Annotated in this window: 23 protein-coding genes; 15 read left to right on the top strand and 8 right to left on the bottom strand. The window is 71.3% G+C overall.

Annotation, left to right across the window (positions count from 1 at the left end; translation table 11 throughout):
• Positions 1-15 precede the first annotated feature (15 nt).
• Positions 16-1,584, top strand: a complete 1,569-nt coding sequence (locus OG959_RS28300; protein ID WP_442805647.1) for a recombinase family protein — start codon at positions 16-18, stop codon at positions 1,582-1,584.
• Between the two features lie 30 nt (positions 1,585-1,614).
• Positions 1,615-2,412, top strand: coding sequence for a site-2 protease family protein (locus OG959_RS28295; protein ID WP_326662975.1), 798 nt, complete (start codon positions 1,615-1,617; stop codon positions 2,410-2,412).
• Between the two features lie 13 nt (positions 2,413-2,425).
• On the opposite strand, the gene OG959_RS28290 is transcribed toward OG959_RS28295, so the two are convergent.
• Both OG959_RS28290 and npdG read right to left on the bottom strand, forming a co-directional pair.
• Positions 2,426-2,605: a hypothetical protein gene (locus OG959_RS28290; RefSeq protein ID WP_326662973.1), complete on the bottom strand. Its 180-nt coding sequence runs from the start codon at positions 2,603-2,605 to the stop codon at positions 2,426-2,428.
• A 96-nt stretch (positions 2,606-2,701) separates the two neighbouring features.
• Entirely contained in the window at positions 2,702-3,412 is a 711-nt protein-coding gene (gene npdG / locus OG959_RS28285; protein ID WP_326662971.1) for an NADPH-dependent F420 reductase, read from the bottom strand.
• Positions 3,413-3,552: 140 nt separating this feature from the next.
• On the opposite strand from npdG, the gene OG959_RS28280 reads away from it, so the two are divergent.
• Both OG959_RS28280 and OG959_RS28275 read left to right on the top strand, forming a co-directional pair.
• Entirely contained in the window at positions 3,553-4,155 is a 603-nt protein-coding gene (locus OG959_RS28280; protein ID WP_326662969.1) for a hypothetical protein, read from the top strand.
• Positions 4,156-4,235: 80 nt separating this feature from the next.
• A complete protein-coding gene (locus OG959_RS28275; RefSeq protein WP_326662967.1) occupies positions 4,236-5,546 on the top strand; it encodes an MFS transporter in 1,311 nt (436 codons plus the stop codon).
• A 57-nt stretch (positions 5,547-5,603) separates the two neighbouring features.
• On the opposite strand, the gene OG959_RS28270 is transcribed toward OG959_RS28275, so the two are convergent.
• Positions 5,604-5,837 (bottom strand): hypothetical protein, encoded by a 234-nt coding sequence (locus OG959_RS28270; RefSeq protein ID WP_219573907.1) that lies wholly within the window; start codon positions 5,835-5,837, stop codon positions 5,604-5,606.
• A gap of 58 nt (positions 5,838-5,895) precedes the next feature.
• Here OG959_RS28270 and map point away from each other — a divergent pair, with 58 nt between their 5' ends.
• Positions 5,896-6,753 carry a type I methionyl aminopeptidase gene (map, locus tag OG959_RS28265; RefSeq protein WP_148017596.1) on the top strand — a complete coding sequence of 286 codons (858 nt, stop codon included), beginning with the start codon at positions 5,896-5,898 and terminating at the stop codon, positions 6,751-6,753.
• 222 nt (positions 6,754-6,975) lie between these two features.
• Positions 6,976-7,641 carry a biliverdin-producing heme oxygenase gene (locus tag OG959_RS28260; RefSeq protein ID WP_326662963.1) on the top strand — a complete coding sequence of 222 codons (666 nt, stop codon included), beginning with the start codon at positions 6,976-6,978 and terminating at the stop codon, positions 7,639-7,641.
• Between the two features lie 108 nt (positions 7,642-7,749).
• Here the strand turns inward: OG959_RS28260 and OG959_RS28255 are convergent, their stop codons facing one another.
• The 3 genes from OG959_RS28255 to OG959_RS28245 form a co-directional block, all read right to left on the bottom strand.
• Entirely contained in the window at positions 7,750-8,424 is a 675-nt protein-coding gene (locus OG959_RS28255) for a PhzF family phenazine biosynthesis protein (RefSeq protein ID WP_326662961.1), read from the bottom strand.
• Between the two features lie 68 nt (positions 8,425-8,492).
• Complete coding sequence (locus tag OG959_RS28250) at positions 8,493-10,052, bottom strand: HtaA domain-containing protein (RefSeq protein WP_326662958.1); 1,560 nt, start codon at positions 10,050-10,052, stop codon at positions 8,493-8,495.
• 66 nt (positions 10,053-10,118) lie between these two features.
• Entirely contained in the window at positions 10,119-11,528 is a 1,410-nt protein-coding gene (locus OG959_RS28245; protein ID WP_326662956.1) for an HtaA domain-containing protein, read from the bottom strand.
• 136 nt (positions 11,529-11,664) lie between these two features.
• On the opposite strand from OG959_RS28245, the gene OG959_RS28240 reads away from it, so the two are divergent.
• The 7 genes from OG959_RS28240 to OG959_RS28210 all read left to right on the top strand — a co-directional run bounded on the left by OG959_RS28240 (position 11,665) and on the right by OG959_RS28210 (position 19,148).
• On the top strand, positions 11,665-12,744 hold the full coding sequence (locus OG959_RS28240; RefSeq protein ID WP_326662953.1) for a heme/hemin ABC transporter substrate-binding protein: 1,080 nt from the start codon (positions 11,665-11,667) through the stop codon (positions 12,742-12,744).
• The gene (locus tag OG959_RS28235; protein WP_326662951.1) at positions 12,741-13,817 is read left to right on the top strand and encodes a FecCD family ABC transporter permease; all 1,077 of its coding nucleotides are present in this window, start codon (positions 12,741-12,743) and stop codon (positions 13,815-13,817) included. Before OG959_RS28240 ends, OG959_RS28235 begins: the two co-directional genes overlap by 4 nt.
• Positions 13,814-14,653, top strand: a complete 840-nt coding sequence (locus OG959_RS28230) for a heme ABC transporter ATP-binding protein (RefSeq protein WP_326662949.1) — start codon at positions 13,814-13,816, stop codon at positions 14,651-14,653. The genes OG959_RS28235 and OG959_RS28230 overlap by 4 nt, the downstream gene beginning before the upstream one ends.
• A 190-nt stretch (positions 14,654-14,843) precedes the next feature.
• Complete coding sequence (efeO, locus tag OG959_RS28225; RefSeq protein ID WP_326662948.1) at positions 14,844-15,980, top strand: iron uptake system protein EfeO; 1,137 nt, start codon at positions 14,844-14,846, stop codon at positions 15,978-15,980.
• Positions 15,981-16,003: 23 nt separating this feature from the next.
• Entirely contained in the window at positions 16,004-17,269 is a 1,266-nt protein-coding gene (gene efeB / locus OG959_RS28220; RefSeq protein ID WP_326662946.1) for an iron uptake transporter deferrochelatase/peroxidase subunit, read from the top strand.
• Positions 17,270-17,299: 30 nt separating this feature from the next.
• On the top strand, positions 17,300-18,283 hold the full coding sequence (efeU, locus tag OG959_RS28215) for an iron uptake transporter permease EfeU (protein WP_326662944.1): 984 nt from the start codon (positions 17,300-17,302) through the stop codon (positions 18,281-18,283).
• Entirely contained in the window at positions 18,216-19,148 is a 933-nt protein-coding gene (locus tag OG959_RS28210; RefSeq protein ID WP_326662942.1) for a hypothetical protein, read from the top strand. The genes efeU and OG959_RS28210 overlap by 68 nt, the downstream gene beginning before the upstream one ends.
• Before the next feature lie 76 nt (positions 19,149-19,224).
• On the opposite strand, the gene OG959_RS28205 is transcribed toward OG959_RS28210, so the two are convergent.
• Positions 19,225-19,971, bottom strand: a complete 747-nt coding sequence (locus OG959_RS28205) for a bifunctional DNA primase/polymerase (RefSeq protein WP_326662940.1) — start codon at positions 19,969-19,971, stop codon at positions 19,225-19,227.
• 351 nt (positions 19,972-20,322) lie between these two features.
• Between OG959_RS28205 and ddaH the strand changes: the two genes are divergently transcribed.
• On the top strand, positions 20,323-21,138 hold the full coding sequence (gene ddaH / locus OG959_RS28200; RefSeq protein ID WP_326666652.1) for a dimethylargininase: 816 nt from the start codon (positions 20,323-20,325) through the stop codon (positions 21,136-21,138).
• Positions 21,139-21,311: 173 nt separating this feature from the next.
• Here ddaH and OG959_RS28195 read toward each other — a convergent pair whose 3' ends face one another.
• Entirely contained in the window at positions 21,312-22,310 is a 999-nt protein-coding gene (locus tag OG959_RS28195) for a small ribosomal subunit Rsm22 family protein (RefSeq protein ID WP_326662938.1), read from the bottom strand.
• Between the two features lie 177 nt (positions 22,311-22,487).
• Here OG959_RS28195 and OG959_RS28190 point away from each other — a divergent pair, with 177 nt between their 5' ends.
• Positions 22,488-23,843, top strand: a complete 1,356-nt coding sequence (locus OG959_RS28190; protein WP_326662937.1) for a hypothetical protein — start codon at positions 22,488-22,490, stop codon at positions 23,841-23,843.
• The last annotated feature ends 16 nt before the right edge of the window (positions 23,844-23,859 follow it).

Here is a 23,859-nt window from a genome sequence, read left to right as displayed (position 1 = left end):
AGTTACCCTCCTCTCGTGTCAAGAAAGCCAAATGCCCTCATTGTTGTCCGCCTATCGACGGACACCGATGTGACCACCAGCCCGGAGCGCCAGCTCAACGAATGCGTGGCCTATTGCGAACGCCGTGGATGGCATGTCGTCGGCACAGCCGAAGACTTCGAATCCGCCACTCGCTCCACGCCATGGCAGCGGCCTCAGCTCTCATCCTGGCTGAACGATCGAGCGCCGGAGTTCGATGTGATCGTTGCATGGCGGCTGGATCGACTCGTTCGCAAGGTCGGTGATCTGCACGACCTGATCGACTGGGCGCGCGATCACGGCAGCAAGGCGATCACATCCGTCACCGAACCCTTCGACCTCACGGACCCGTCCGGGGCAGCCATGGCCTCCATGATCGCTTCGTTCGCACAGATGGAGTCCCTCGCGGCATCCGAGCGCGTTACGTCAATGCGCCAGCATTTGCTCCCCACCTCACGTTGGGGCGGCGGCTCACCACCCTATGGGTATCGGACATTCAAGAAGGAGAGCGGACGATACCTGGAGGTCAACCCCGCCACGGCTCCAGTGGTGCAGGAGGCTGCGCGGCGAGTCGTCTCCGGAGAGTCGATCAACGCAATCTGCAGGGACCTCGAGAACCGAGGGGTTCCGTCCCCGGCCGATTCCTACGCCAGGCGGAAGGTCGACCGGGACTACATCTGGCACCCTGTCACCCTCAAGAAAATCCTTGCCTCCCCCGCACTCCGCGGCCTCAAGACCCGGAATGAGCCGGTGCCGGGAAGGAAATACCACAGAAAAGTCCTGGTTCGTGACGAACTTGGGCAGGTCGTCCGCATGGCCGAGCCCATTCTGACCGAGGCAGAGTGGAACGATCTGCAGAGCGCTCTGGCCTCCACCTCGACCCCTGGGGCCAAGCCCGCATCCCCAAGGACCCCCTTCCTGGGCGTGATCAAGTGCGGCGGATGTGGCAAGAATCTTCAACTTCACATCACGAAGAAGAAGCGCCGGGATGGATCCGAGCGCGTCACGAGCAAGATCCGCTGCCTCTCACGCGCCGGCTCACCGGCATGCAAGGGGTACGTCTTCGAACCGGATGAACAGATCATCGGTCCGGTCACCCGGATGATTCTCTCGACGATCGGCGGCGAGCCGGTCACCAGGCGGATCTACGTCAAAGGCGAAGGGTCAGTTGAGCGGCTCGCGGAAATCGAGGCTTCAATCAACTATCACGTCGCCCAACTGCTGCCGGGCGGCATCTACAGTTCAGACGCCCTCCAGACAAAAGGCGAACAGGCGCTCGCCGGACTGCGCCATGAGTTCGAGCACCTACATCGACTCGGAGCGGGTGGACTGGATCGATGGGAGTACACCGAACTTGGCATGACCTTCGCCGATCGGTGGCGGAACAAGGACACGGCCAGCATCGCTAACGACCTGCTGAACGCAGGTATCACGGTCGAGTGCCACCCCCAGAACGCAGGCGGGCACGTTCTCCGCCTGCCGGATGACCTCAGGCAGCGATTCGCCACAGCGGTTGGCCGAGTGCAGCCCAAGGCCGATGCAGCTCCCCCTCCCCGCCCCTGCTGAACGCGCGACTTCCGCAGCTACCCTCGGACCATGACCACTGGCACCACTACAGCGGGGCGTCGCATCAGTCCGGTCTTCGTCGCGATCGTCGCCATCACGGCCGTCTCGGGCTGGGCGGTGTGGGCGGGCTTCGCGGAGCAAACCACCTTCGCTGTCTTCCTTTTCGTCACTGCAGCGTGGATCGTCTCGCTCTGTCTCCACGAGTACGCACACGCACGCACCGCGCTGCACAGCGGTGACACCACTGTCGGCACAAAAGGATATTTGACGCTCAATCCATTCGCTTATACGCATGCCCTGCTGAGCATCGTGCTGCCCGTGCTGTTCGTGATCATGGGCGGCATCGGGCTGCCCGGCGGCGCGGTCTTCATCGAGCGGGGCCGGATCCGGGGCCGCTGGCGGCACAGTCTGATCTCGGCGGCGGGCCCGCTGACGAACGTCCTGTTCGCGCTCGTGTGCACCGCGCCGTTCTGGCTGGACGCGCTGGACGGCGTCCCGGTCGCCTTCCGGTACGCCCTGGGGTTCCTGGCACTGCTCCAGGTGACGGCGGCGATCCTGAACTCCGTGCCGGTGCCGGGGCTGGACGGGTACGGGGTGATCGAGCCGTGGCTCTCGCACGCGGTGCGGCGTCAGGTGGAGCCGTTCGCCCCGTTCGGGCTGATCGCGGTCTTCGCCCTGCTGTGGATCCCCGGGGTGAACGCGGCGTTCTTCGACGCGATCGACGCGATCCTGCGGTCGCTGGGCGTGAGTGAGTTCGAGACGTACTGCGGTCTCGACGCGTACCGGTTCTGGCAGACGCCGAATCCGGTGTGCGCGATGGCCGGGTAGCCGCCCCGGGCCCCTACGCGCCCTGCGCGTTCACGCGCTGCCGGCGTACGTAGTACCAGGCCATGTTGGACGAGAGGCCGACCAGCAGCACCCAGACGATCCCGAGGAGCCAGCTGCCCTGCACGAAGGAGATCACGGCGGCTGCGACGGCGAGGACGCAGACGGCGATGGCGTAGAGAGCGAGGCGGGGCATGGAGGTGGCTCCTGTCGGGGGATGGTGCGCGGTCCCGTCCAGTGTCCCCCATGCCCCCGGCCGCCGGGCGCAGGGTGCAGGGTGCGGGCCCGTGGCTCAGACGTCGGTGGTGCGCAGCCCGGCGTGTGCCTTGTAGCGGCGGTTGACCGAGATCAGGTTGGCGACGAGCGACTCGACCTGGTGGGCGTTGCGGAGCCGGCCCGCGAAGATGCCGCGCATCCCCGGGATCCGGCCGGCCAGTGCCTGGACGATGTCGGTGTCGGCGCGGGCCTCGCCCAGCACCAGCACGTCCGTGTCGATCTCCTCGATCGCCTCGTCCTGGAGCAGGACCGCCGACAGGTGGTGGAAGGCGGCGGTGACGCGGGACTCCGGCAGCAGGGCGGCGGCCTGCTCGGCGGCGCTGCCCTCCTCGGGCTTCAGCGCGTAGGCGCCCTTCTTGTCGAAGCCGAGCGGGTTGACGCAGTCGATGACGAGCTTGCCGGCGAGCTCGTCGCGCAGGGACTCCAGGGTCTTGGCGTGCCCGTCCCACGGCACGGCGACGATCACGACGTCGCTGTCGCGTGCGCAGGCGGCGTTGTCGGCGCCGCGCACGCCGTGCCCCAGCTCGTCGGCGGCGGTCTGCGCACGCTCCGCCGCACGGGAGCCGATGATCACGGACTGTCCGGCACGGGCGAACCGGTAGGCGAGTCCACGGCCCTGCGGGCCGGTGCCGCCGAGGACGCCGATGGTCAGGCCGGACACGTCGGGGAGGTCCCAGGGGTCCTTGGCGGGGGGCTTGGGCGCGCTGCCGCTGTCATTCGTAGTCATGGCCCCGACACTACTGCCAGGTACGGGCGCGGGACGGCGCGTCCTCGGCCAGTGGGACTGCCCTGCGCACGGGCCTCGTAAGGGTGGTTCCGCCGCCGTTCGCCGGTGCGGGGAGCCGGGGTGGTGCATGATGCCGGGCCATGGATGCCGTACGTGTGGCGCTGCTGCGTGAGGTGTTGGCGAAGACCCAGTGGCCCGCGGCGACCCGGCGGTTCGCCGGGACGCTGCGCTCGTCCGTCGTGCCGCACGGCGGCGGGCTGCTGCTGGTGGGGACCGAGGTGTACGAGCCGTGGCACCTGGCGGCCCATCTGGTCGACGAGTCCACCTGGTCCGGGCTGCCCGAGCTGACGCCCACGCTGGTACGCCACCGGGTGGAGCCGGGCGACCCGGCTCACCTGTCCGTGGGGCTCGGGCGGATCGAGGCGGCCGGGCGGGGCGAGACGCTGCTCGTGGTGGTGCCGGAGCGGCCGGGCGAGGGGCTGCTGGAGCGGGTGCACGATGCCCGCCGGGCCGGGGCGACGGTCCTGACGCTGGACAACGGGGATCCGGAGGTGCGAGGGCTGGCTCACGAGGCGCTCTCCGTGACGGGCGGCGACGACGTGGACCTGGACACGGTCCAGCACCTGGTCAGCGCGGCGGCGGGAGAGAACGGCGCGCCCGTGCAGCGCGGTCGGCTGCGGTTCCGGGACCGGCTGTCCCGGCTGGCCGACCAGCTGACCGCGCCGCCGCCGGCGCGGTGGTGATCAGGAACACCCTCGGCATCCGTCCCCCCGCGTGAAATCTGTTTGCACCAGGCACGCACCGGGACGGACCATGTCTCCTCGTGACCTCTCGCACCTCCCTCGCCGCCAGGCTGGCCGCACTGCTTCCCGACCTCTCCCCCTGGCGTTCCTCGGCGGACTTCCGGCTGCTGTGGGTGCAGGGGATCGTCACCTACTTCGGCAGCTTCATGGCCCTGATCGCGCTGCCGCTCCAGATCAAGGACCTCACCGGGTCCCCGCTCGCGGTCGGCGCGATGGGCGCGGTCGAGCTGGTGCCACTGGTCGTGTTCGGGCTCTACGGCGGTGCGCTGGCCGACGCGGCCGACCGCCGCAAGGTCATCCTGGCCACCGAGGCGGGGCTGGGACTGCTCGCGCTGGTCCTGCTGGTGAACGCGGCCCTGCCCGATCCGATGCTGTGGCCGCTGTACGTGGTGGCGGGCGGTGTCTCCGCGCTGGCCGGGCTCCAGCGGCCCGCGCTGGACTCGCTGATGGCCCGCATCGTGCCGCACGACCAGCTGGGCGCCGCCGCCGCGCTGAACTCGCTGCGCTGGCAGGCCGGCGCGATCATGGGGCCGGCGCTGGCGGGCCTGGTGGTGGCCTATGCCGGGCACGCCACGGCGTACGGGGTCACCGTGGTCACGTTCGCCGTCTCCGTCGCGCTGTGCCGCAGGCTGGCGCCCGCGCCGCCCGCGGAGCAGGGGGCGAAGCCGTCACTGCGCGGCATCGTGGAAGGGGCGCGCTACGCGTGGAGCCGGCCGGTGCTGCTCGGGACGTACGCGATCGACATGGCGGCGATGTTCTTCGCCTTCCCGAACACGATCTTCCCGTTCCTCGCCGACGATCTGGACGCCGAGTGGTCGCTGGGGCTGATGTACGCGGCGGGCTCGGTCGGCTCCCTCGTCCTGGGCCTGACCAGCGGATGGACCTCACGGGTACGCCGGCACGGACTGTTCGTGGTGTGCGGTGCGGCCGTCTGGGGGCTGGCCATCGCGGCAGCGGGCTGGTTCGGCAACGTCTGGCTGGTGCTGGTCTGCCTGACGGTCGCCGGCGCGGGCGACATGCTCAGCGGCCTCGGCCGTTCGACCATCTGGAACCAGACGATCCCGGAGGAGCTGAGGGGCCGCCTCGCGGGCATAGAGGTGCTCTCGTACAGCGTCGGCCCGCAGCTGGGCCAGGTCCGGGCCGGCGGCATGGCCGGGTGGACGGGCACCAGGACCGCGGTCTGGTCCGGGGGCGTCGCCTGTGTCGCCTCGGTGGCGCTGCTGGCCGCGGCCCTGCCGAAGCTCCTCACGTACGACTCGGAGACGGACGAGGACGCGCTGCGCAGGCGGGCGCGGAGCGAGGAGGCGCTGCGGGCGGCGCCGACGGGCTGAGCCCGGGGCGAAGGCCCCGGGCCCCGCCCCGGCCGGTTGTGCCCTCAGCTTGTGCCCTCAGCCGCCCGCGTTCTCGTCCGGGTCCGGCCGGTCGTGCCATTTCGGGTCGGTCTCCCACTCCAGGTTCCGCTCCTGCGCGGTCTCCATCGCGCGCTGCGCCTCCTGGCGGGAGGTGTACGGGCCGAATCGGTCCTTGGCCGGGCACTCGGGGCCCTCCTCGACCTTTTTGTGCTCCAGGCAGTAGAACCACTCGCCCGGCTTGCCGACCGTGCGCTTCTTGAACAGGGCCATCTCCGGCTCCTTTCCTTGGTGCCATGCTGCCCCAGACACAGGCTCTAGACTCGCTGGCATGTCTGGCCAGTCGCTGCTCGTACCAGGGGAGCTCACTCCCGTCCGTTCCGTGCCCGGAAACATCCGGCGCCCCGAGTATGTGGGCAAGCCCGCCCCGACGCCGTACAGCGGCCCGGAGGTCCAGGACGCCGACACCGTCGAGCGCATGCGCGTCGCCGGACGCATCGCCGCCCAGGCGATGGGTGAGGCCGCGAAGCACATCGCCCCGGGCGTCACGACGGACGAACTCGACCGGGTCGCGCATGAGTTCATGTGCGACCACGGCGCGTACCCGTCGACACTGGGCTACCGGGGCTTTCCCAAGTCGCTCTGCACCTCGCTCAACGAGGTGATCTGCCACGGCATCCCGGACTCCACGGTGCTGCGCGACGGCGACATCGTGAACCTCGACGTGACGGCGTACATCAACGGGGTGCACGGCGACAACAACGCCACCTACCTCTGCGGTGACGTGGACGAGGAGTCACGGCTGCTCGTGGAGCGCACCGAGGAGTCGCTGAGGCGGGCGATCAAGGCGGTGCGGCCGGGCCGCCAGGTCAATGTGATCGGCCGGGTCATCGAGTCGTACGCGAAGCGCTTCGGGTACGGGGTGGTGCGGGACTTCACGGGGCACGGGATCAACTCCTCGTTCCACTCCGGGCTGATCATTCCGCACTACGACAGCCCGCACGCCACCACCGTCATGCAGCCCGGCATGACGTTCACGATCGAGCCGATGCTGACGCTCGGGTCCCACGACTACGACATGTGGGACGACGGATGGACCGTGGTCACGAAGGACCGCAAGCGCACCGCGCAGTTCGAGCACACCCTCGTGGTGACGGAGACGGGCGCCGAGATCCTCACGCTCCCGTAGCCCCGCCCACAGCCCCTTCGTCCAACGGCCGCCCCTCGGGGGCGGCCGTTCCCGTTTCCTGCTGCCGGCACTTACCGACAGGTCGTCGGGAAACAGTTGACTTAGGTAAACCTAAGTAGGAAGATCGACGCATCGGCGGATGCCGGGGCGGACAGTCCCGGCGGGCCGATATTTCCGTCTCTTTCTGGACTTCCCGTCCCCCTCGGTCCCCGGAGGCCCGCCTTGGACGCAACCGTCACCGCCACGCCCTTCTCGACGCTGATCCGCACCGCGTCGCACGAACAGCACACCGAGGCGGAGACCTCGACCTTCATGAGCGATCTGCTCGGCGGGCGCCTCGGGGTGGACGCGTACACGCGCTACACCGAGCAGCTGTGGTTCGTGTACCGGGCGCTGGAGGACGGGGCCCGAGCGCTGGCCGGCGACCCGGTCGCCGGGCCGTTCATCCAGCCCGAGCTGATGCGCACCACCGAACTGGAGCGCGATCTGGCCCATCTGCGGGGTGCGGACTGGCGCGAGGGCCTGGAGCCGCTCCCGGCCACGGCCGCGTACGCCGCACGGGTCACCGAGTGCGCCCGCACCTGGCCCGCCGGGTACATCGCCCACCACTACACGCGCTACCTGGGCGACCTGTCGGGCGGTCAGATCATCCGCGACAAGGCGGAGAAGACGTGGGGCTTCGCGCGCAAGGGTGACGGTGTGCGGTTCTACGTCTTCGAGGAGATAGCGAACCCCGCCTCCTTCAAGCGGGGATACCGGGAGCTGCTGGACGCGGTGAACGCGGACGATCTGGAGAAGCAGCGGATCGTGGACGAGTGCAAGCGCGCTTTCGCGCTGAACACCGCGGTGTTCCGGGAGCTGGGTGAGGTGTTCCCGCTCAGCGCGTAGCCCTTGGCGGGCGGCGGTGGGGTACCCGGGCTCGGGTGCCCCACCGCTTCGTTCTGTCCTCAATCGCCGGACGGGCTCGATTGCGCCGCTGCGGGCTTGGACGCGCCGCTACAGGCCCGCTTGTGCCAGCACGACCCGGCCGCCGATCTCCACCGTGCCGTCCGGGGCGGGGGCCGTGAGGATCTGGGAGCCGCGCCCCTGTGTGATGTTCAGGGCGCGGCCCAGCCGCGCGCTGAGCAGCAGCGCGGCCGCCCCGGTCGCCTCGTCCTCCTCGATCCCGTCGGACCTGCGCGGAAACGCCCGCGCTCGCACCCGGCCCGCGGCCTCGTCCTCCCAAGCCCAGGCGTAGAGCCAGCCCTCGCCGGGCGGCGGGGCGGGCAGCGCGTCGACCTCGGCGGCCGTGGCGTACTGCTGGAGCGTGCGCGGCGGCGCCCACTCGGGGCGGGCGGTGATCCAGCTGAACTCCCCGTCCTGGCGGGCGAAGACCTCCCCCACCCCCAGCTCCAGGACCTCCAGGTCGAGCAGCCAGGCGGCGCCGACCACGGGGTGCCCGGCGAACGGCAGCCGGAGGCCGGGGGTGTAGATGCCCAGATGGCCGCGCTCGGGGTCGTCCACGAACACGGTCTCGCTGAAGCCGAGCTTCCGGGCGAGTTCCTGCCGGGACGCCTCGTCGGGGTGGTCGCGTCCGTCGCGTACGACCCCGAGCGCGTTGCCGTGCCGGCCGTCGGGGCCGCAGAACACGCGCAGGACGTCGATGCCGGCGGGTACGTCGTAGTCATTCACGTGCGCATTCAAGCACCGCCCGGGTACCCGCCCGTGACAGGGCCGGTACCCGGGCGGTGCGCCGGGGATCAGACGGTACGGCGACGGCGGGCGACGACGACCGCTCCCGCTCCGGCCGCGACGATGACGCCCGAGGCGGCGAACAGGGTGCCGGCCGGGACGTCGGAGCCGGTGGAGGCCAGGGCACCCGAGCCGCCGACCGTGCCGCCGCCACCCACGGTGCCGGCCGTGGACGAGCCGCCGGTGGTGGACGTACCGCCCGTGGACGTACCGCCCGTGGACGAGCCGCCGGTGGACGGGAGTTCGGCGTCCTTGTCGAGGGCCACCGCGACCGTCAGCGCGTCGAGCTGCGCGCCCGCCTCGTACATGCCGCCGAAGGCCTTGGTGCCGTCGGCGGTGAGGGTGGCCGGTACGGCGGAGAGGGTCACCACGCCGTCCTTGGCGGTGAGTCCGCCCGCGGGCAGCTTGAGGTCGGCGACGGCCAGACCGCTGTAGGTGGCGATCTTCTTCGTCTCACGGTCCTTGGTGGACACGTCGGCGACGAGCTTGCCCTTGGTCCCGTCCGCCTGGACCTTCAGGTTGGTCAGGGACAGGTCCAGGGTGTACGCGCCGTTCTCCTCGTGGCCCAGGAAGCGGACCTTGCCGTCGAAGGCGGCGCTCAGGGTCTGCTTCCCGGCGTCGAAGCGGCCGGTGGCGTCGGGGAAGCGGTAGCCGCTGCCCGTCGCGGTGGCACCGGCGGTCGTCTCGACCTTGCCGTGGGCGATGGGGCCCGTGACGTACGAGCGGAAGGAGGCCTTGACGCCCCAGTTCAGGGTGCCGTCGACGATCGCGCCCGGGTCGGCGGCCGGCTTGTCGGTGACCGTGGCGGTCGGGGACGGCTTCGGCGTCGACTCCGTCGGCTGCGTCGTGGGCTTCTCGGTCGGCTTCTCGGTCGGCTTCTCCGTGGGCTTCTCGGTGGGCTTCTCCGTCGGCTCGGCCGGGTCCGTCGGCTTCTCGGTCGGGGTGGCGACCGCCTTCACCGTGAGCGTGGCCGGGTCGAGCACCTCGCCTTCCTTGTACTGGCCGTTGAAGGCCTCGGAGCCCGCCTTCGTCAGCTTCGCGGGGATGTCCTTGAAGACCATCGCCCCGCCCGCGCCCTGGCCCGGCCGGACGGCCGACAGGTCGAGGTCGGCGACCGCCACGTCGTTCGCGGTGCCCGCCGGGGTCGCCACGTCGGCGGTGATCGCGCCGCCCGTGCCGGCCGTGGAGAGCTTCACGTCCGAGAGCGTGATGTCCAGCACGCCGCCGTGCGCGGAGAAGTTGACGCCGCCCTCGAAGGCGGTGTCGGTGCCGTGCGTGGTCATGTCGTACGTGCCCTTGCCGTTGACAAAGGTGAACACACCGTTGCCCGCGGCCTGGGTCGCGCCGTCCTTGACCGTGATCTTTCCGGCGGCGCCGATGTACTTGCGGAAGGACTCCTTGAAGCCCCAGTCCAGCGTGCCGTCCTTCAGTTCCATCGCGGGGGCGGCCGCGGTGGCGCCCGGTGCGGTCTGTTCGGCCGCGAGCGCCGGGAGAGCGAAGGCGGCGCCGAGGGCGGCGGCCGTGGCGACGGCTGCGGCAAGGGCTATGGGGCGGCGGGTGGCTGCCATGGTCGGGGGTCTCCTCAGGGATGTACAGGAATCAGGGGGTGGTGCGGGGGGGGGTAGTGCGGGGGGTCAGGAAGGGGTGTCCGTCGTGGAGCGGTTGCGGCGTACGAGAACGAGCACGCCGGCCCCGGCCGCGGCGAGTACGCCGACGCCGCCGAGGACCAGGTACAGCCCGGAGCGGGAGTCCTCCTCCGCCACGGGGGCGGCGGTCGCGGGGGCTTTGGACGCGGGGGTGGCGGACGACTGCGCCGAGGGCGCGGCCTCGCTGCCCAGGTCGGGGAGTGCGGGCAGCTCCGCGGTCGCCTCGACGGCCACGGCGAGCGAGACCGGGTCCATCGCGGTGCCCGCCGTGTAGAGGGAGCCGAAGGCCTTGGCGCCGTCGGCGGTCAGGGTGGCGGGGGCCTCCGTGAGAACCGCGAGGCCGTCCTTCGGTGCGAAGTCCTTTGCGGTGAACGTGACGAGGGGGACGGCCTTGCGGGTGGCGCCGTCGCTGCGGACATCCGCGCGGAGCGTGCCCTTGCCCGCGTCCAGCCGTACCGCGAACCGGGAGAGCGTCAGATCGAGGCCGCCGGACCCGGTGAAGCGGACGCTGCCCGCGAAGTCCGCCGCCAGGGCCTGCTTCTTCGGGTCGTACGTGCCCGTGCCCTTCGGGAAGCGGAAGAGGGCCCCGCCGTCCTGGGCGCCTCCTGCCAGGGTCCACTTCCCCCGGCCGATCGAGCCGGTGACGTACTCACGGAAGGTGCGGCGCACCCCCCAGTCGACGGCGGCGTCCTCGAAGCGGCCCGCGGCGGCCTTCGGTGTCGCGCTGCTCGCCGGCTTCTCGGGGGACTTCGACGCGGCGGGCTTCCCGGCGGGGGCCGAGGTGTCCACGGACAGGCTGACCGGGTCCAGGGGGGTGCCGGCGGTGTAGTAGCCGGCGAAGGCCTTGGCGCCCTGTGAAGTGAGCGTCGCCGGGACGTTGTTGAGGGCGACGGGAGTGGTGCCGCCGGTCATGTCGATCCCGGACAGCCCGAGCGTGGCCAGCGGCACCTGGGCGGCGGAGGTGACACGGCCGCTCCCCCGGTCCTTGCTGACCATGTCCGCGTACACCGTGCCGCCGCCGCCCTGGATCCGGACCGTGGGGCGGCTGATGGTGAGGTCGAGCTCGTAGGAGCCGTCGGACTTCTTGTGGCCGGTGAAGTGGACGCCGCCCGAGAAGCCGGCCCGGAACGCGCCGCCCGCCGGATCGTAGGAGCCGGTCGCGGAGTGGAAGCGGAACTGACTGCCGCCGACCGTTGCCGCGCCGCCGGTCAGGCCCCAACTGCCCTGGGCGATCGGGCCGGTGACGTAGCTCTGGAAGGAGGACTTGATACCCCAGTCCAGCCGTCCGCCCCGCACCGTGCGGTCCGCCGCCTCGGCGGCGGTGGCCGGGAGCAGCACTGCCGGCATAACCGCGAGAAGCGCGACGGCGAGCGCGCGGGCAGGTCTGAACGAGGGCATGAGGACCCCTCCGAGGTCTAGAAACTGAGGTAAGGCTAACCTAAGGTATGTACATCCTGTGCCGGTACCCCCTTCCGTCACATTTCTCGCATTCCCTCACCAACTGCACGCCGCAGAACGACAGGACGGTGCCCCAGTGCGCTTCCATCAGGACTTCGCCCCTCCGGGCCGGGGCGCCGGACAACCGAGGCGCAGGCGCACCGGCGTCGCCACGGCCGTGATCGCCCTGGCGACGGCCCTGACGCTGGCCGGCTGCGGCAGTACGGGGACTCCCGCGGCGAAGGCCGCGGGCGCCGGGGCCTCCACGGCTCCGGAGGCGGACCGGATCGAGCCGTTGACCACGACCCCGGCACCGCGGCTGCCCGTCACCGTCACCTCGGCGGACGGCGAGCGGACCACGGTCACCTCGGCGGACCGGATCGTGCCGCTGACCGGCGGCCTGAGCGAGATCGTCTTCACCCTCGGCCTCGGCAAGCAGGTCGTGGCCCGCGACATCACCGCCACCTTCGAACAGGCCGCGGGGCTCCCCGTGGTGACCCGGGCCCACGACGTCTCGGCGGAGAGCGTCCTGTCCCTGCGGCCCACCCTCGTGCTCGCCGAGACGACGACGGGACCGGCCGAGGCCATCGGCCAGATCCGCGACGCCGGGATACCGCTCGTGGTCGTCGAACCCGCCAGGGAACTCGCCGACGTGGGCCGCCGGATCGACACGGTGGCCGCCGCCCTCGGCGTACCGGGCTCCGGCGACGAGCTCGAGAAGCGCACCCAGGACCGCATCGACGCGGTCCGCGAGTCCGTACCCGCGCCGGCCGGCGGGGCGCAGAAGCCGCGGGTCGCCTTCCTCTATCTGCGCGGCTCGGCCTCCGTCTACCTGCTGGGCGGCCGGGAGTCCGGGGCGAGTTCGCTGCTGGAGGCGGCGGGTGCCGTCGACGCGGGCAAGGCGTCCGGGCTGAAGAAGGACTTCACCGCCATCACCAGCGAGGCCCTGGCCAAGGCGGCGCCCGACGCGATCCTCGTGATGTCGAAGGGGCTCGACTCGGTCGGCGGTGTCGACGGGCTGGTGAAGATTCCGGGCGTCGCCGAGACCCCGGCGGGCCTGGACCGGCGGATCGTCTCGATCGACGACGGGGTGCTGCTGAACTACGGGCCGCGCACGGACCGGGTGCTGAGCGAACTGATCGCCCAGCTCTACCCCGAGGGCGGTACGGACAAGTGACGACCGCACACGAAGCATCCGTCGGCCAGGCGGTCCCCCGGGCCCGCCGCTCCACGGCCGTCACGCTCACCGCCGGGCTGCTCGCCGCCCTGCTCCTGTGCTGCCTGCTGTCCGCCGGACTCGGCGCGTACAGCATTCCGCTCGGCGATGTCCTCGCCTCCGCCCAGCACCGCATCGGGCTCGGCGGTCACGCCCTGGACCGGGTCGGCGAGAGCGTCCTGTGGAACGTGCGGCTGCCGAGGGTCGTCCTCGCGCTGCTGGTCGGCGCCTCGCTCGGCTGCGCGGGGGCCCTGATGCAGGGCGTGTTCGGCAATCCGCTCGCCGAGCCGGGCGTCATCGGGATCTCCGCGGGGGCGGCGGTCGGCGCGGTCGCCTCGATCGCGCTCGGGCTGAGCTTCTTCGGCAACTGGACCATCACCGTCTGCGCGTTCGTCGCCGGTCTGCTGACCGTGCTGCTGGTGTACGCGCTGTCGCGGTCGGGCGGCCGGACGGAGGTGGTGACGCTGATCCTCACGGGCATCGCGGTCAACGCCTTCGCGGGCGCGCTGATCGGCCTGTTCATCTTCTTCGCCGACAACGCGCAGATCACCCAGATCACCTTCTGGCAGCTCGGTTCGCTGGCCCAGGCCACCTGGCCGAAGGTGCTCGCCGTGCTGCCGTGTGCGGTGCTCGGCCTCGTCCTCGCCCCGTTCTACGCCCGGAAGCTGGACCTGCTGGCACTCGGCGAGCGGCCGGCCCGGCACCTCGGTGTCGATGTCGAGCGGCTCCGCATGGTGCTGGTGCTCGTCGTGGCGCTGCTGACCGCCGCCGCGGTGGCGGTCGCCGGGATCATCTCGTTCGTCGGGCTGCTGGTGCCGCATCTGCTGCGGATGGCGAACGGGCCCGGGCATCGCTTCCTCGTGCCCGGCAGCGCGCTCGGCGGTGCGCTGGTACTGGTCGCGGGCGACCTCGCGGCCCGCACCGTCGCCGATCCGGCCGAGCTGCCGCTCGGTGTGCTGACCGCTCTCTTCGGCAGCCCGTTCTTCTTCTGGCTGCTGCGCAGGACCCGTCGCAAGCAAGGTGGTTGGGCATGAGGACGCTGCGGAACCTCTTCGCGGTACGGGGCCGGCAGCTGCCCGTGCCCGTCTCCCCGGGCCACCCGGTCGCCGAGGCGCGCGGGCTGCGGGTGCGGCTCGGCGGGCGGCAGGTGCTCGACTCCATCGACCTGACCGCGCACGCGGGCGAGGTGCTGGCGCTGGTCGGGCCGAACGGAGCCGGCAAGTCGACGCTGCTGGCCGCGCTGGCCGCCGATCTGCCCCCCGAGGGCGGGGAGGTGCGGATCGACGGGCGGCCGGTCACCGACTGGTCCGCGGCCGAGCTGGCGCTGCGCCGGGCCGTGCTGCCGCAGTCCGCGGCGCTGTCCTTCCCGTTCCCGGTCCAGGACGTCGTACGGATGGGGCGGGCGCCCTGGGCCGGGACGGACAAGGCGGACGAGGACGATCCGGCGGTCCGTGCGGCGATGGCGGCCACCGAGGTGACCGGGTTCGCCGCCCGCCCCTTCTCCGCGCTGTCCGGCGGCGAGCGGGCCCGGGTGGCCCTGGCCCGGGTGCTGGCGCAGCGCGCTCCGCTGCTGCTCCTCGACGAGCCGACCGCCGCGCTCGACCTGCGCCACCAGGAACTGGTGCTGCGGATCTGCCGGGAGCGGGCCGCCGCCGGGGACGCGGTCGTCGTCGTCCTGCACGATCTGGGCCTCGCGGCCGCGTACGCGGACCGGGCCGCCGTGCTGCACGACGGGCGGATCGCGGTGGCGGGTCCGCCGGGTGAGGTGTTCACGAGTGCGTTGCTCAGCGGGGTCTACCGGCAGCCGGTCGAGGTGTTTCCGCATCCGCGGACCGGGGTGCCTCTCGTCGTCCCGGAAAGGGCCTCTTGACCGTTGCTTGACCCGTTGAGGGCTCGCTCATGGGTCGGCTGTGATCCTTCCGTTTCTGTGCGTTCCCAGTGAGAGCCGAATCACTGCACGGGTGGGTATCGGTCAGGTAAGCCTCGGTTAAGTTAGGTCCGCCTCACCCACCTTTGTCCGGCCCTTTCTGTCTTCTCCTACGTCCCCAAGTGGAGCCCTCATGCGAGCCGTTCGTCTCTCCGTCGTCACCGCTGCCGCCACCGTGGCCGCCCTGACCGCCGTCACGGGCTGCGCCGAGAAGAGCGACGGCAAGGGCGAGGGCGCCGTCCAGGTCATCGCCAAGGACGACTCCTGCGACGTCTCGAAGACGAAGCTGCCGGCCGGGCACGTCGAGCTGGCCGTGGAGAACAAGGGTTCCAAGGTCACCGAGGTCTACGTCCTGTTCCCGGACGACCGCATCGTCGCCGAGCGCGAGAACATCGGCCCGGGCACCAAGGCCACCATCACCGCCGAGATCAAGGCCGGTTCGTACGAGATCGCCTGCAAGCCCGGCATGAAGGGCCACGGCATCCGGCAGAAGATCGAGGTGAGCGGCGGAAAGGCGGCCAAGCGCAGCCCGGAGATGGACAAGGCCGTCGCCGCCTACCGCACCTACGTCCAGGCGCAGGCCGACGAGACGCTGCCGAAGGTCAAGGTCTTCACGGACGCCGTCGCCGCCGGTGACATGGAGGCCGCGAAGAAGGCGTACGCCGACTCCCGTATCGGCTGGGAGCGCACCGAGCCGGTCGCCGAGTCGTTCGGCGACATCGACCCGAAGGTCGACGTCCGCGAGGACGGCCTGGAGGACGGCCAGAAGTGGACCGGCTGGCACCGTCTGGAGAAGGCGCTGTGGCAGGACAAGAAGCTGGGTGCCGAGGAGAAGGCCCTCGCGCCGACCCTCTACAAGGACCTGCTCGACTGGCAGAAGCGCGTCGGCACGGCGGAGATCACCCCGACCTCGATGGCCAACGGCGCCAAGGAGCTCCTCGACGAGGTCGCGACCGGCAAGGTCACCGGTGAGGAGGAGCGCTACAGCCACACCGACCTGGTCGACTTCAAGGCCAACGTCGAGGGCGCGGAGAAGTCCTACGAGCTGCTGAAGACGATCGCCACGAAGAACGACGCGGCGCTGACCTCCACCCTGGACAAGCGGTTCGCGGCGTTGAACACGCTGCTGGACCAGTACCGCACCGACAAGAGCTCCTACGTGTTCACGTCGTACGAGAAGGTCGGCAAGGCGGACCGCAAGGAGCTGTCGGACGCGGTCAACGCGCTGGCCGAGCCCCTCTCGCAGCTCGCCGCCGCGGTGACGAAGTAACCGGCCGGAAAGAGGTAGCGGTCATGACCGAGCAGGCCGGGGAGAGCCGGCAGGAACCCGCGGGTGCCCCTTCTCGGCGCGCTCTGCTCGGCTGGGGCGGTGCCGGGCTCGCGCTCGGCGCGGCCGTGGCGGGCGGCGCGGTGGCCGCGGTGCGTTCCGGGGACACCGCCGTGACGGCCGCGGACAGCGGCGCGGCGGTGCCGTTCCACGGTGCGCACCAGGCGGGGATCGCCACGGCGGTCCAGGACCGGCTGCACTTCGCCGCGTTCGACGTGACGACGAAGGACCGGGCCGAACTGGTCGCGCTGCTCAAGGAGTGGACCCGGGCGGCCGAGCGGATGACGGCCGGTCACGCGGTCGGCGGCGGCGCCTACGGGGGCCCGGCCGAGGCGCCGCCGGACGACACCGGCGAGGCCCTCGGGCTCAAGCCGTCCCGGCTGACGCTGACGATCGGCTTCGGCCCCTCGCTGTTCGCCAAGGGCCGCTTCGGCCTGGAGGACAGGCGTCCGGACGCGCTCGTCGAGCTGCCGAAGTTCCCGGGCGACAACCTCGACCGGGCCCGCAGCGGCGGCGACCTGTGTGTCCAGGCGTGTGCGGACGACCCGCAGGTGGCGGTGCACGCCATCCGCAACCTCGCCAGGATCGGCATGGGCCGCACCGCGATCCGCTGGTCGCAGCTGGGCTTCGGCAAGACGTCCTCGACGACACCCGACGCCCAGACCCCGCGCAACATGATGGGCTTCAAGGACGGCACCCGGAACATCTCCGGCACGGACACCGCCGCCCTCGACGCGCACGTATGGGTGGGCGGGAAGGACAACGCCGGCTGGATGACCGGGGGTTCGTACCTCGTGGCCCGGCGTATCCGGATGCACATCGAGACGTGGGACCGGACCGGACTGCAGGAGCAGGAGGACGTCTTCGGCCGCGACAAGGGCGAGGGCGCCCCGGTCGGCAAGGCGAAGGAGCGCGACGAGCCGTTCCTGAAGGCGATGCTGCCGACCGCGCACGTCCGGCTGGCGCACCCCGACACCAACGACGGGGCGACGATCCTGCGGCGCGGCTACTCCTTCACCGACGGCACGGACGGCCTGGGCCGGCTCGACGCCGGACTGTTCTTCCTCGCCTACCAGCGCGACACCCGCACGGCGTTCGTACCGCTGCAGCGGCGCCTGGCGGCACACGACGCACTCAACGAGTACATCCAGCACGTGGGTTCGGCGCACTTCGCCGTCCCGCCGGGCGTCCACGACAAGGACGACTGGTGGGGCCGGGCGCTGTTCTCGTAACGGGACTCGAAGCGGAAAGGGAACCGAAACGTGTTCAGTAACTTCCTGATCGGCCTGCGCGAGGGCCTTGAGGCCAGCCTGGTCGTCTGCATCCTCATCGCGTACCTGGTGAAGACCCGCAACAGGCACAAGCTGCTGCCGATCTGGATCGGTGTCGCCCTCGCCGTCGTCGTCAGCCTGGGCTTCGGCGCCGGACTCGAGTTCGGTTCGCAGGAGATGACGTTCAAGGCCCAGGAGGCACTGGGCGGTTCGCTGTCCATCGTCTCGGTCGGCCTGGTCACCTGGATGGTCTTCTGGATGCGCCGTACCGCGCGGCACCTGAAGGCGGAGCTGCACGGAAAGCTCGACGCGGCGCTCGCGATGGGCACCGGCGCCCTGGTCGCCACGGCGCTCCTCGCGGTGGGCCGTGAGGGCCTGGAGACCTCGCTGTTCGTGTGGCGCGCGGTGCACGCGGCGGACGACGGCTGGCATCCGATGATCGGCGCGGTGCTGGGCATCGCCACGGCCGTCGTGCTGGGGTGGCTGTTCTACCGGGGCGCGTTGAGGATCAACCTGGCGAGGTTCTTCACCTGGACCGGCGGCATGCTGGTCGTCGTCGCGGCGGGTGTGCTCGCGTACGGCGTCCACGACCTGCAGGAGGCCGAGTTCCTCGGCGGGCTGCAGAACCGGGCGTTCGACATCAGCGCCACGATTCCGCCCGACAGCTGGTACGGCACGCTGCTGAAGGGCACGTTCAACTTCCAGCCCGACCCGACCGTTCTCCAGATCACGGTGTGGGCGCTGTATCTGATCCCCACACTCGCGCTGTTCCTCTCCCCGGTAGGGTTCGGACGGTCAGAGGGCCCCGCAGCGGGTGCGACGGATCAGAAGGCGCGGAAAGCAACGGATGAGAAGCCTGAGGCCGGTTCGGCTGGCGACGGGGCTCGCGACAGCGACGGTGCTGAGCATGACGGCGAGCGGGTGCGTGACGGTGCACGGCGAGCTGGAAGTCGTCCGGGCGGCGACGCGGTCTGAGGCCGCGCAGGCCCTGGCCGACTTCACCGCCGCGTACAACGCGGCGGACAAGGCCTACGACCCCGCGCAGGACGCGGACCGGGTCACCGGTCCGCTCGGCGCGATCAACCAGGCGGGGCTGCGGGCCCGGCAGAAGAACAACCCCGACGGCAACGCGAACCACCGGCCGCTGGAGCTGACCGACGCGAAGTACGTCATCCCGAAGAAGGCCGGCTGGCCTCGGTGGTTCGTCGCGGACACCGACTCCAACCGTGATCAGGACAGCGGGAAGCAGGACACCCGCTGGCTGTTCGTCTTCGTCAGGTCCGGGCCCGACGCGGGATGGAAGGCCGCCTATCTGGCGGTCGCCACCCCGACCCGGATCCCCGAATTCGCGAAGGACGGCGAGGGGTGGGCGACCCCGGTGGCCTCGGACAGCGCCGCCCTGGCGGTGGCACCGCAGGACCTGGGCGCGCAGTACACCGGGTACCTGCAGAAGGGCACGCCGGATGTGTTCGCCCCCGGAGCGGCCACCTCGGTCTGGCGCACCGCACGCCTGAACACCCGGCGGGCCGGGTTCTCGTACCAGTACATCGACCAGCCGCTGAACAGCGGGACGTTCGCACCGGTCGGCCTGGAGACGGCCGACGGCGGTGCGCTGGTCTTCTTCAGCAGCAAGCACTTCGAGCGGCAGACGGCGGCCCAGGGCCTGCGCCCGACGGTGTCCCCGGACGTCGCGGCGCTGATGACCGGAAAGGTGCGGAGCACGCTCACGAAGGAGCGGGTCTCCAGCCAGCTGGTGTACGTCCCGAAGAAGGGTGCCGGTGCGGGCAAGGTGATCGTGCTGAACCGGGTACCGGGCCTGACGTCGGCGAAGGGCTCCTAGGGCGTCGGGCGGTCCTGGGGCTTTCGCGTCGCCCCAGGCCCTTGCCCCATCTCTGCTCGCGCTGTGGCCGCTCCGGCTACCGGCCCATCGGCCAGGCCACCGACTCGTGATCGACGTCGCTCTGCTCCGCGGATCCCACGAACCGGGCGCACGCGTCCGTCAGCGTCTCCAGCAGGGTCAGCGGGTCCGGCAGCGGATTCTCCGGGCCCCGCACCCAGTGGACGTCGAGCTCACCGGGGAGCATGGCCGGCGGCAGCAGGACATAGCTGCCGCGGCAGTGCCACCGCAGTCCGGGGTGCTCGTCCATCGTCTCGGGGTGGCAGTCCAGCTCGCACGGCCACCACTCGTCCTCGTCCTCCGGCGTACCGCGCGTCGCGGTGAAGAAGAGCATCCGGTCGTCGCCGGACCGGGCCACCGGGCCCACGTCGATACCGGCGGCGAGAAGCCGCTCCAGCGCCTGCGTACCGGCCGACAGCGGAACGTCGAGAACGTCGTGGATCATGCCGGTCGCGGTGATGAAGTTGGCCTGCGGCTGGCTGAGGGCCCAGCGCTCGATCTGGGCGCGGTCGGTCGTGGACTGCGTCTGCCAGGCGAAGGAGATCGGGTGCCTGGCGGGGGTGGGACAGCCGACGCGTTCGCACGAACATCGGTAGCCGACCGGATGGGCGGCGGGCGCGATCGGCATCCCGGCCTCGGCCACGGCCAGGAGCAGCGCCAGCCGTGCGCTGCCGTCGGCGTCGCCCTGCTGCGGTTTGGGCCGACGGCGCAGCCAGTGGGAAAACCTGCTCTCTGAGCCGCGAGCACGGCTGAAATCGGCGCCCATCTATCCCCTTACCTCAAGCGTTGCCCCTGCCCATGGTCCCACCATCCTGCGCTCCGGGTGGCCAGAGTCCTGAAGCGGGGTACGACAGCCGTTGCCCCGCAGTGACCGATAACATGCTGATTGTCATGAAATGGCAGATGAATTTCAGGTGATCGGAGGCCCGGGACGGGGTGCCGGCCACCCTCAGCGGGGACGAGTCCGTCACACGTCACACAGCTGTACGGAACCACCCGATCGGTCCACTGTGCCGACGGCCCGGAACGGCGCACCATGGGCTCACGCACAGACCCGTGCGACGCACCGGCCGCAGCGGCCACCAATGCCGCCGCGACGATTCGTGAGGAGCCCTCGTTGCCTCGTGAAGCCACACCCCGCCGCTACCTGATGTGTGCCCCGGCGCACTTCAGGGTGACGTACTCCATCAACCCGTGGATGGATCCCACCAAGCCCGTCGACCTCCCGCTGGCGCAGACCCAGTGGGAGGACCTGCTGGGCCGCTACCGCGCCCTCGGCCACACCGTGGAGCTGCTCACGCCCGACCCGGACCTGCCGGACATGGTCTTCGCCGCCAACGGGGCCACCGTCATCGACGGCCGGGTGCTGGGGGCCCGGTTCGCGTACCAGGAACGGTTCCCGGAGGCGGCCGCCCACCTCGGCTGGTTCCGCGGCCACGGCTTCACCGAGATCCACGAGCCCGTCCACATCAACGAGGGCGAGGGCGACTTCGCGGTGACCTCCTCGTACGTCCTGGCGGGGCGCGGCTTCCGGTCGAGCCCGCTCTCCCACGACGAGGCGCAGGAGTTCTTCGGGCGGCCGGTGATCGGCCTCGATCTGGTCGACCCGCGCTACTACCACCTGGACACGGCGCTGAGCGTCCTCGACGACGCGGCCGACGAGATCATGTACTACCCGGGTGCCTTCTCACCGGGCAGCCGGGCCGTGCTGGCACGGCTCTTCCCGGACGCGCTGCTCGCCGGCGAGGCGGATGCCGCCGCTCTCGGGCTGAACGCGGTGAGCGACGGGCTCCACGTCGTGCTGCCGCAGGCCGCCACGGGCCTGTTCGACCCGCTGCGCGACCGCGGCTTCGAACCGGTGCCGATGGACCTGGGCGAGCTGCTCAAGGGCGGAGGCAGCGTGAAGTGCTGCACCCAGGAGCTGCGGGCCTAGGGCCTGTCGTCAGACTGCCGTCGTCGCCCGAAGGGCGGCAGCGCGGCGTCAGGTGCGTGCTCTCGGCGTGCCGGCTCCAGGTCCCTGTACTGGACGTACCGGGGCCTGGGGCCGGTGCGGCGAGAGTGCGTGCATGGCGTCGCGCGGCAGACGGCAGGTCGTGCGGGGCGACGCTAGGCCGTGTCCTCCGGGGGCGGCCAGGCGTCGCCCCAGTCGGTGTCCCGGGCGGCGCGGTAGAGCGCGCCGTGCCGCTTGGTGACCGTGGCCCGTTGCAGCGCCTCGTCCCGGGTGCAGAGCTCAAGCAGCACCTGGCCCTTGCGGATCTGCGGCCGCCGCGTGACCCGCGCCTGGACGGGCCGCGGGGTGAAGCGGGTGGCGACGACGTAGCTGAACTTCTCGTCCTCGTACGGAAGCGAGCCGCCCTTCACCTTCCGGTGCAGCGAGGAGCGGCTGACCCGGGCCGAGAAGTGGCACCAGTCCGTGCCCGGCTCGATGGGGCAGGCGTCGCTGTGCGGGCAGGGCGCGGCGACGGTGAGCCCAGCGGCGATCAGCCGGTCGCGGGCCTCGATGACGCGGGCGTAGCCGTCGGGGGTGCCGGCCTCGACGATCACGACGGCCTGCGCCGCGCGGGCCGCGGCGTCGACGAGGGCGGTGCGGGCCTCGGGGGTGAGTTCGTTGAGCACATAGGAGACGGTCACCAGGTCGGTGGCGTCCAGTGCCAGGTCCTTGCCGATGCGGGCCCGCTGCCACGCGGCGTCGCGCAGTCCCGGGAGGCCGGAGGCCGCGGCCAGTTCGCGGCCGAGGGCGAGGGCCGGCTCGGCCCAGTCCAGGACGGTGGTCCGCGGCCCGTCCCAGGCCCCGGCGACGGCCCAGCTCGCCGCGCCGGTGCCGCCGCCGACATCGGTGTGCGTGGCCGGCGCCCAGTCCGGGGCGGCGTCGCGCAGGGCGTCGAGGACGGACCGTACGGCCTCGAACGTCGCGGGCATCCGGTACGCGGCGTACGCGGCGACGTCCGAGCGGTCGCGGAGCAGCGGGGTGTCGGTGGGAGTGGTTCCCCGGTAGTTGGCGATGAGCCGGTCGACGGCCTGGGCGGCCTGCTTGGGCGGCAGTCCGTCGAGGAGTCCGGCCAGGGCCGCGCGCAGGGCTTCCGCGGTGGGGAGGGTGGCGTTCACCGAGGAATTGTAGGCGGACGTGAACGGGCCCGGACTCCGTGCGGAATCGGGACGGAACGGGGACGGAACCGAACTGCGAAGGGTTACGGACCAGTTGCTACGCTGACCGGCGCGAAGGCCCTCGTCGGGAATTGCTCGCGCGAAGGCCCAGGTCGGGTATTGCTCATCGGGGGGACCATGAGACTGCAGTTCGGACGCCTGGCTCCGGCCGGCGGAGGGACCACGAGGCAGCGCGTCGTGCGCCTGGCTCTGGTCGGCGGGCTGCTGGTGCTGGCGCTGCTGCTCCTGCTGGCGACGTGCGGGGGCGGCGGCAAGAAGGACGACGGCAAGCCGAAGAAGCCGGTGAGGAAGAGCACGGGCCCGGCGACGCAGCTGACCGTCCCCGCCTCGTACACGACGCGGCGCGGCTGGGAGCTCGTCGACACCTCTCCCGACTACGCGATCTCCCGGACGACCGGCCGGCTCGCCTATCTGGTGCGGACGGCCGAGGGCGAGTACCGGCTGCGGACGATCGACTCGGAGACCGGGCGGGCCGGCTGGAGCGGGGATGCCTGGCGCCCGCCGGCGGCCACGCACTTCCCGAAGCTGTTCACCGTCACCACGGACGACCAGGAGTACTTCGTCACCTGGTCGTACGGGAAGGTCGGCCAGGAGGCACCGGCGCCCGCCGACCGGATCGTCTCGCTCGACGTGTACACCGTGGAGGACGGTGGCCGGCAGCGCGTGGACGTGCCGTGGGCCACGGCTCCGACCGTCACCGGCACCGGCCCCGGCATCGTGATCGGCAACGGCGGGGCCACGAGCGCGGTCGTCGACCCGGCGACGGGCAGGATCACCAGGGTTCCCGCCAAGGCGCTGAAGTACCCGAAGGGCTGCGCGTCGTGCAGGCAGCTCACCGAGGTGCGTGGGCTGACGTCGAAGGGTCTGCTGGTGAGCGGCGCCCGGGAGTTCTGGGTGCAGGGCGGCTGGTTCAGCCGGAACGTGGCGCCGAAGGGCGCCGACCGGCAGAGCGGAATCCCGACGTCCGTGGCCCCCGGAGTGGTGCTGGCGAAGTGGCAGCTGGCCAAGGGCGCGAAGCTCGCGGCGACCCACGACCTGTGGACGGTGCACGACACGGAGACGGGCAAGGCGCTGGTCTCCGTGCGGTGCCACAAGCCGGCCATCGCGCCGGGCCAGTACCCGCAGGCCGTCGTCTCGCCCTCGGGCGGCTATCTGGTGGCCGGGAACCTCGCGTTCGACCTGGAGGCCGGCAAGGGCTTCTGCTTCGAGGACACCGAGGGGTCCAGGACCCTCGCCCTGGCATCGGTGACCGACGACGGAACGGCGTACGGGGCGACGAGCGTGCGCAACGCGGCGGACGCGCTGGCCGGGGGCGGCTTCCCCGTCGAGGCGGAACTCTCGACGGGGTCGACGGAGCTGCTGGCGCCGAATGTGCGGATGCCCGGCGCGGAGGGCGCCGAGGGGGTCGGGCTGTTCCGCTGGACCGACGACAAGGACCGGCTGCATCTGATCGGCTACCCCCGGGCGGACTGACCGCGGCGCGGCCCTC

Origin of the sequence: Streptomyces sp. NBC_00385 (assembly GCF_035917155.1) — a bacterium.
In the GTDB taxonomy this organism is placed as follows: Bacteria; Actinomycetota; Actinomycetes; order Streptomycetales; family Streptomycetaceae; genus Streptomyces; species Streptomyces poriferorum.
This window is presented reverse-complemented; position numbering and strand designations above follow the sequence as displayed.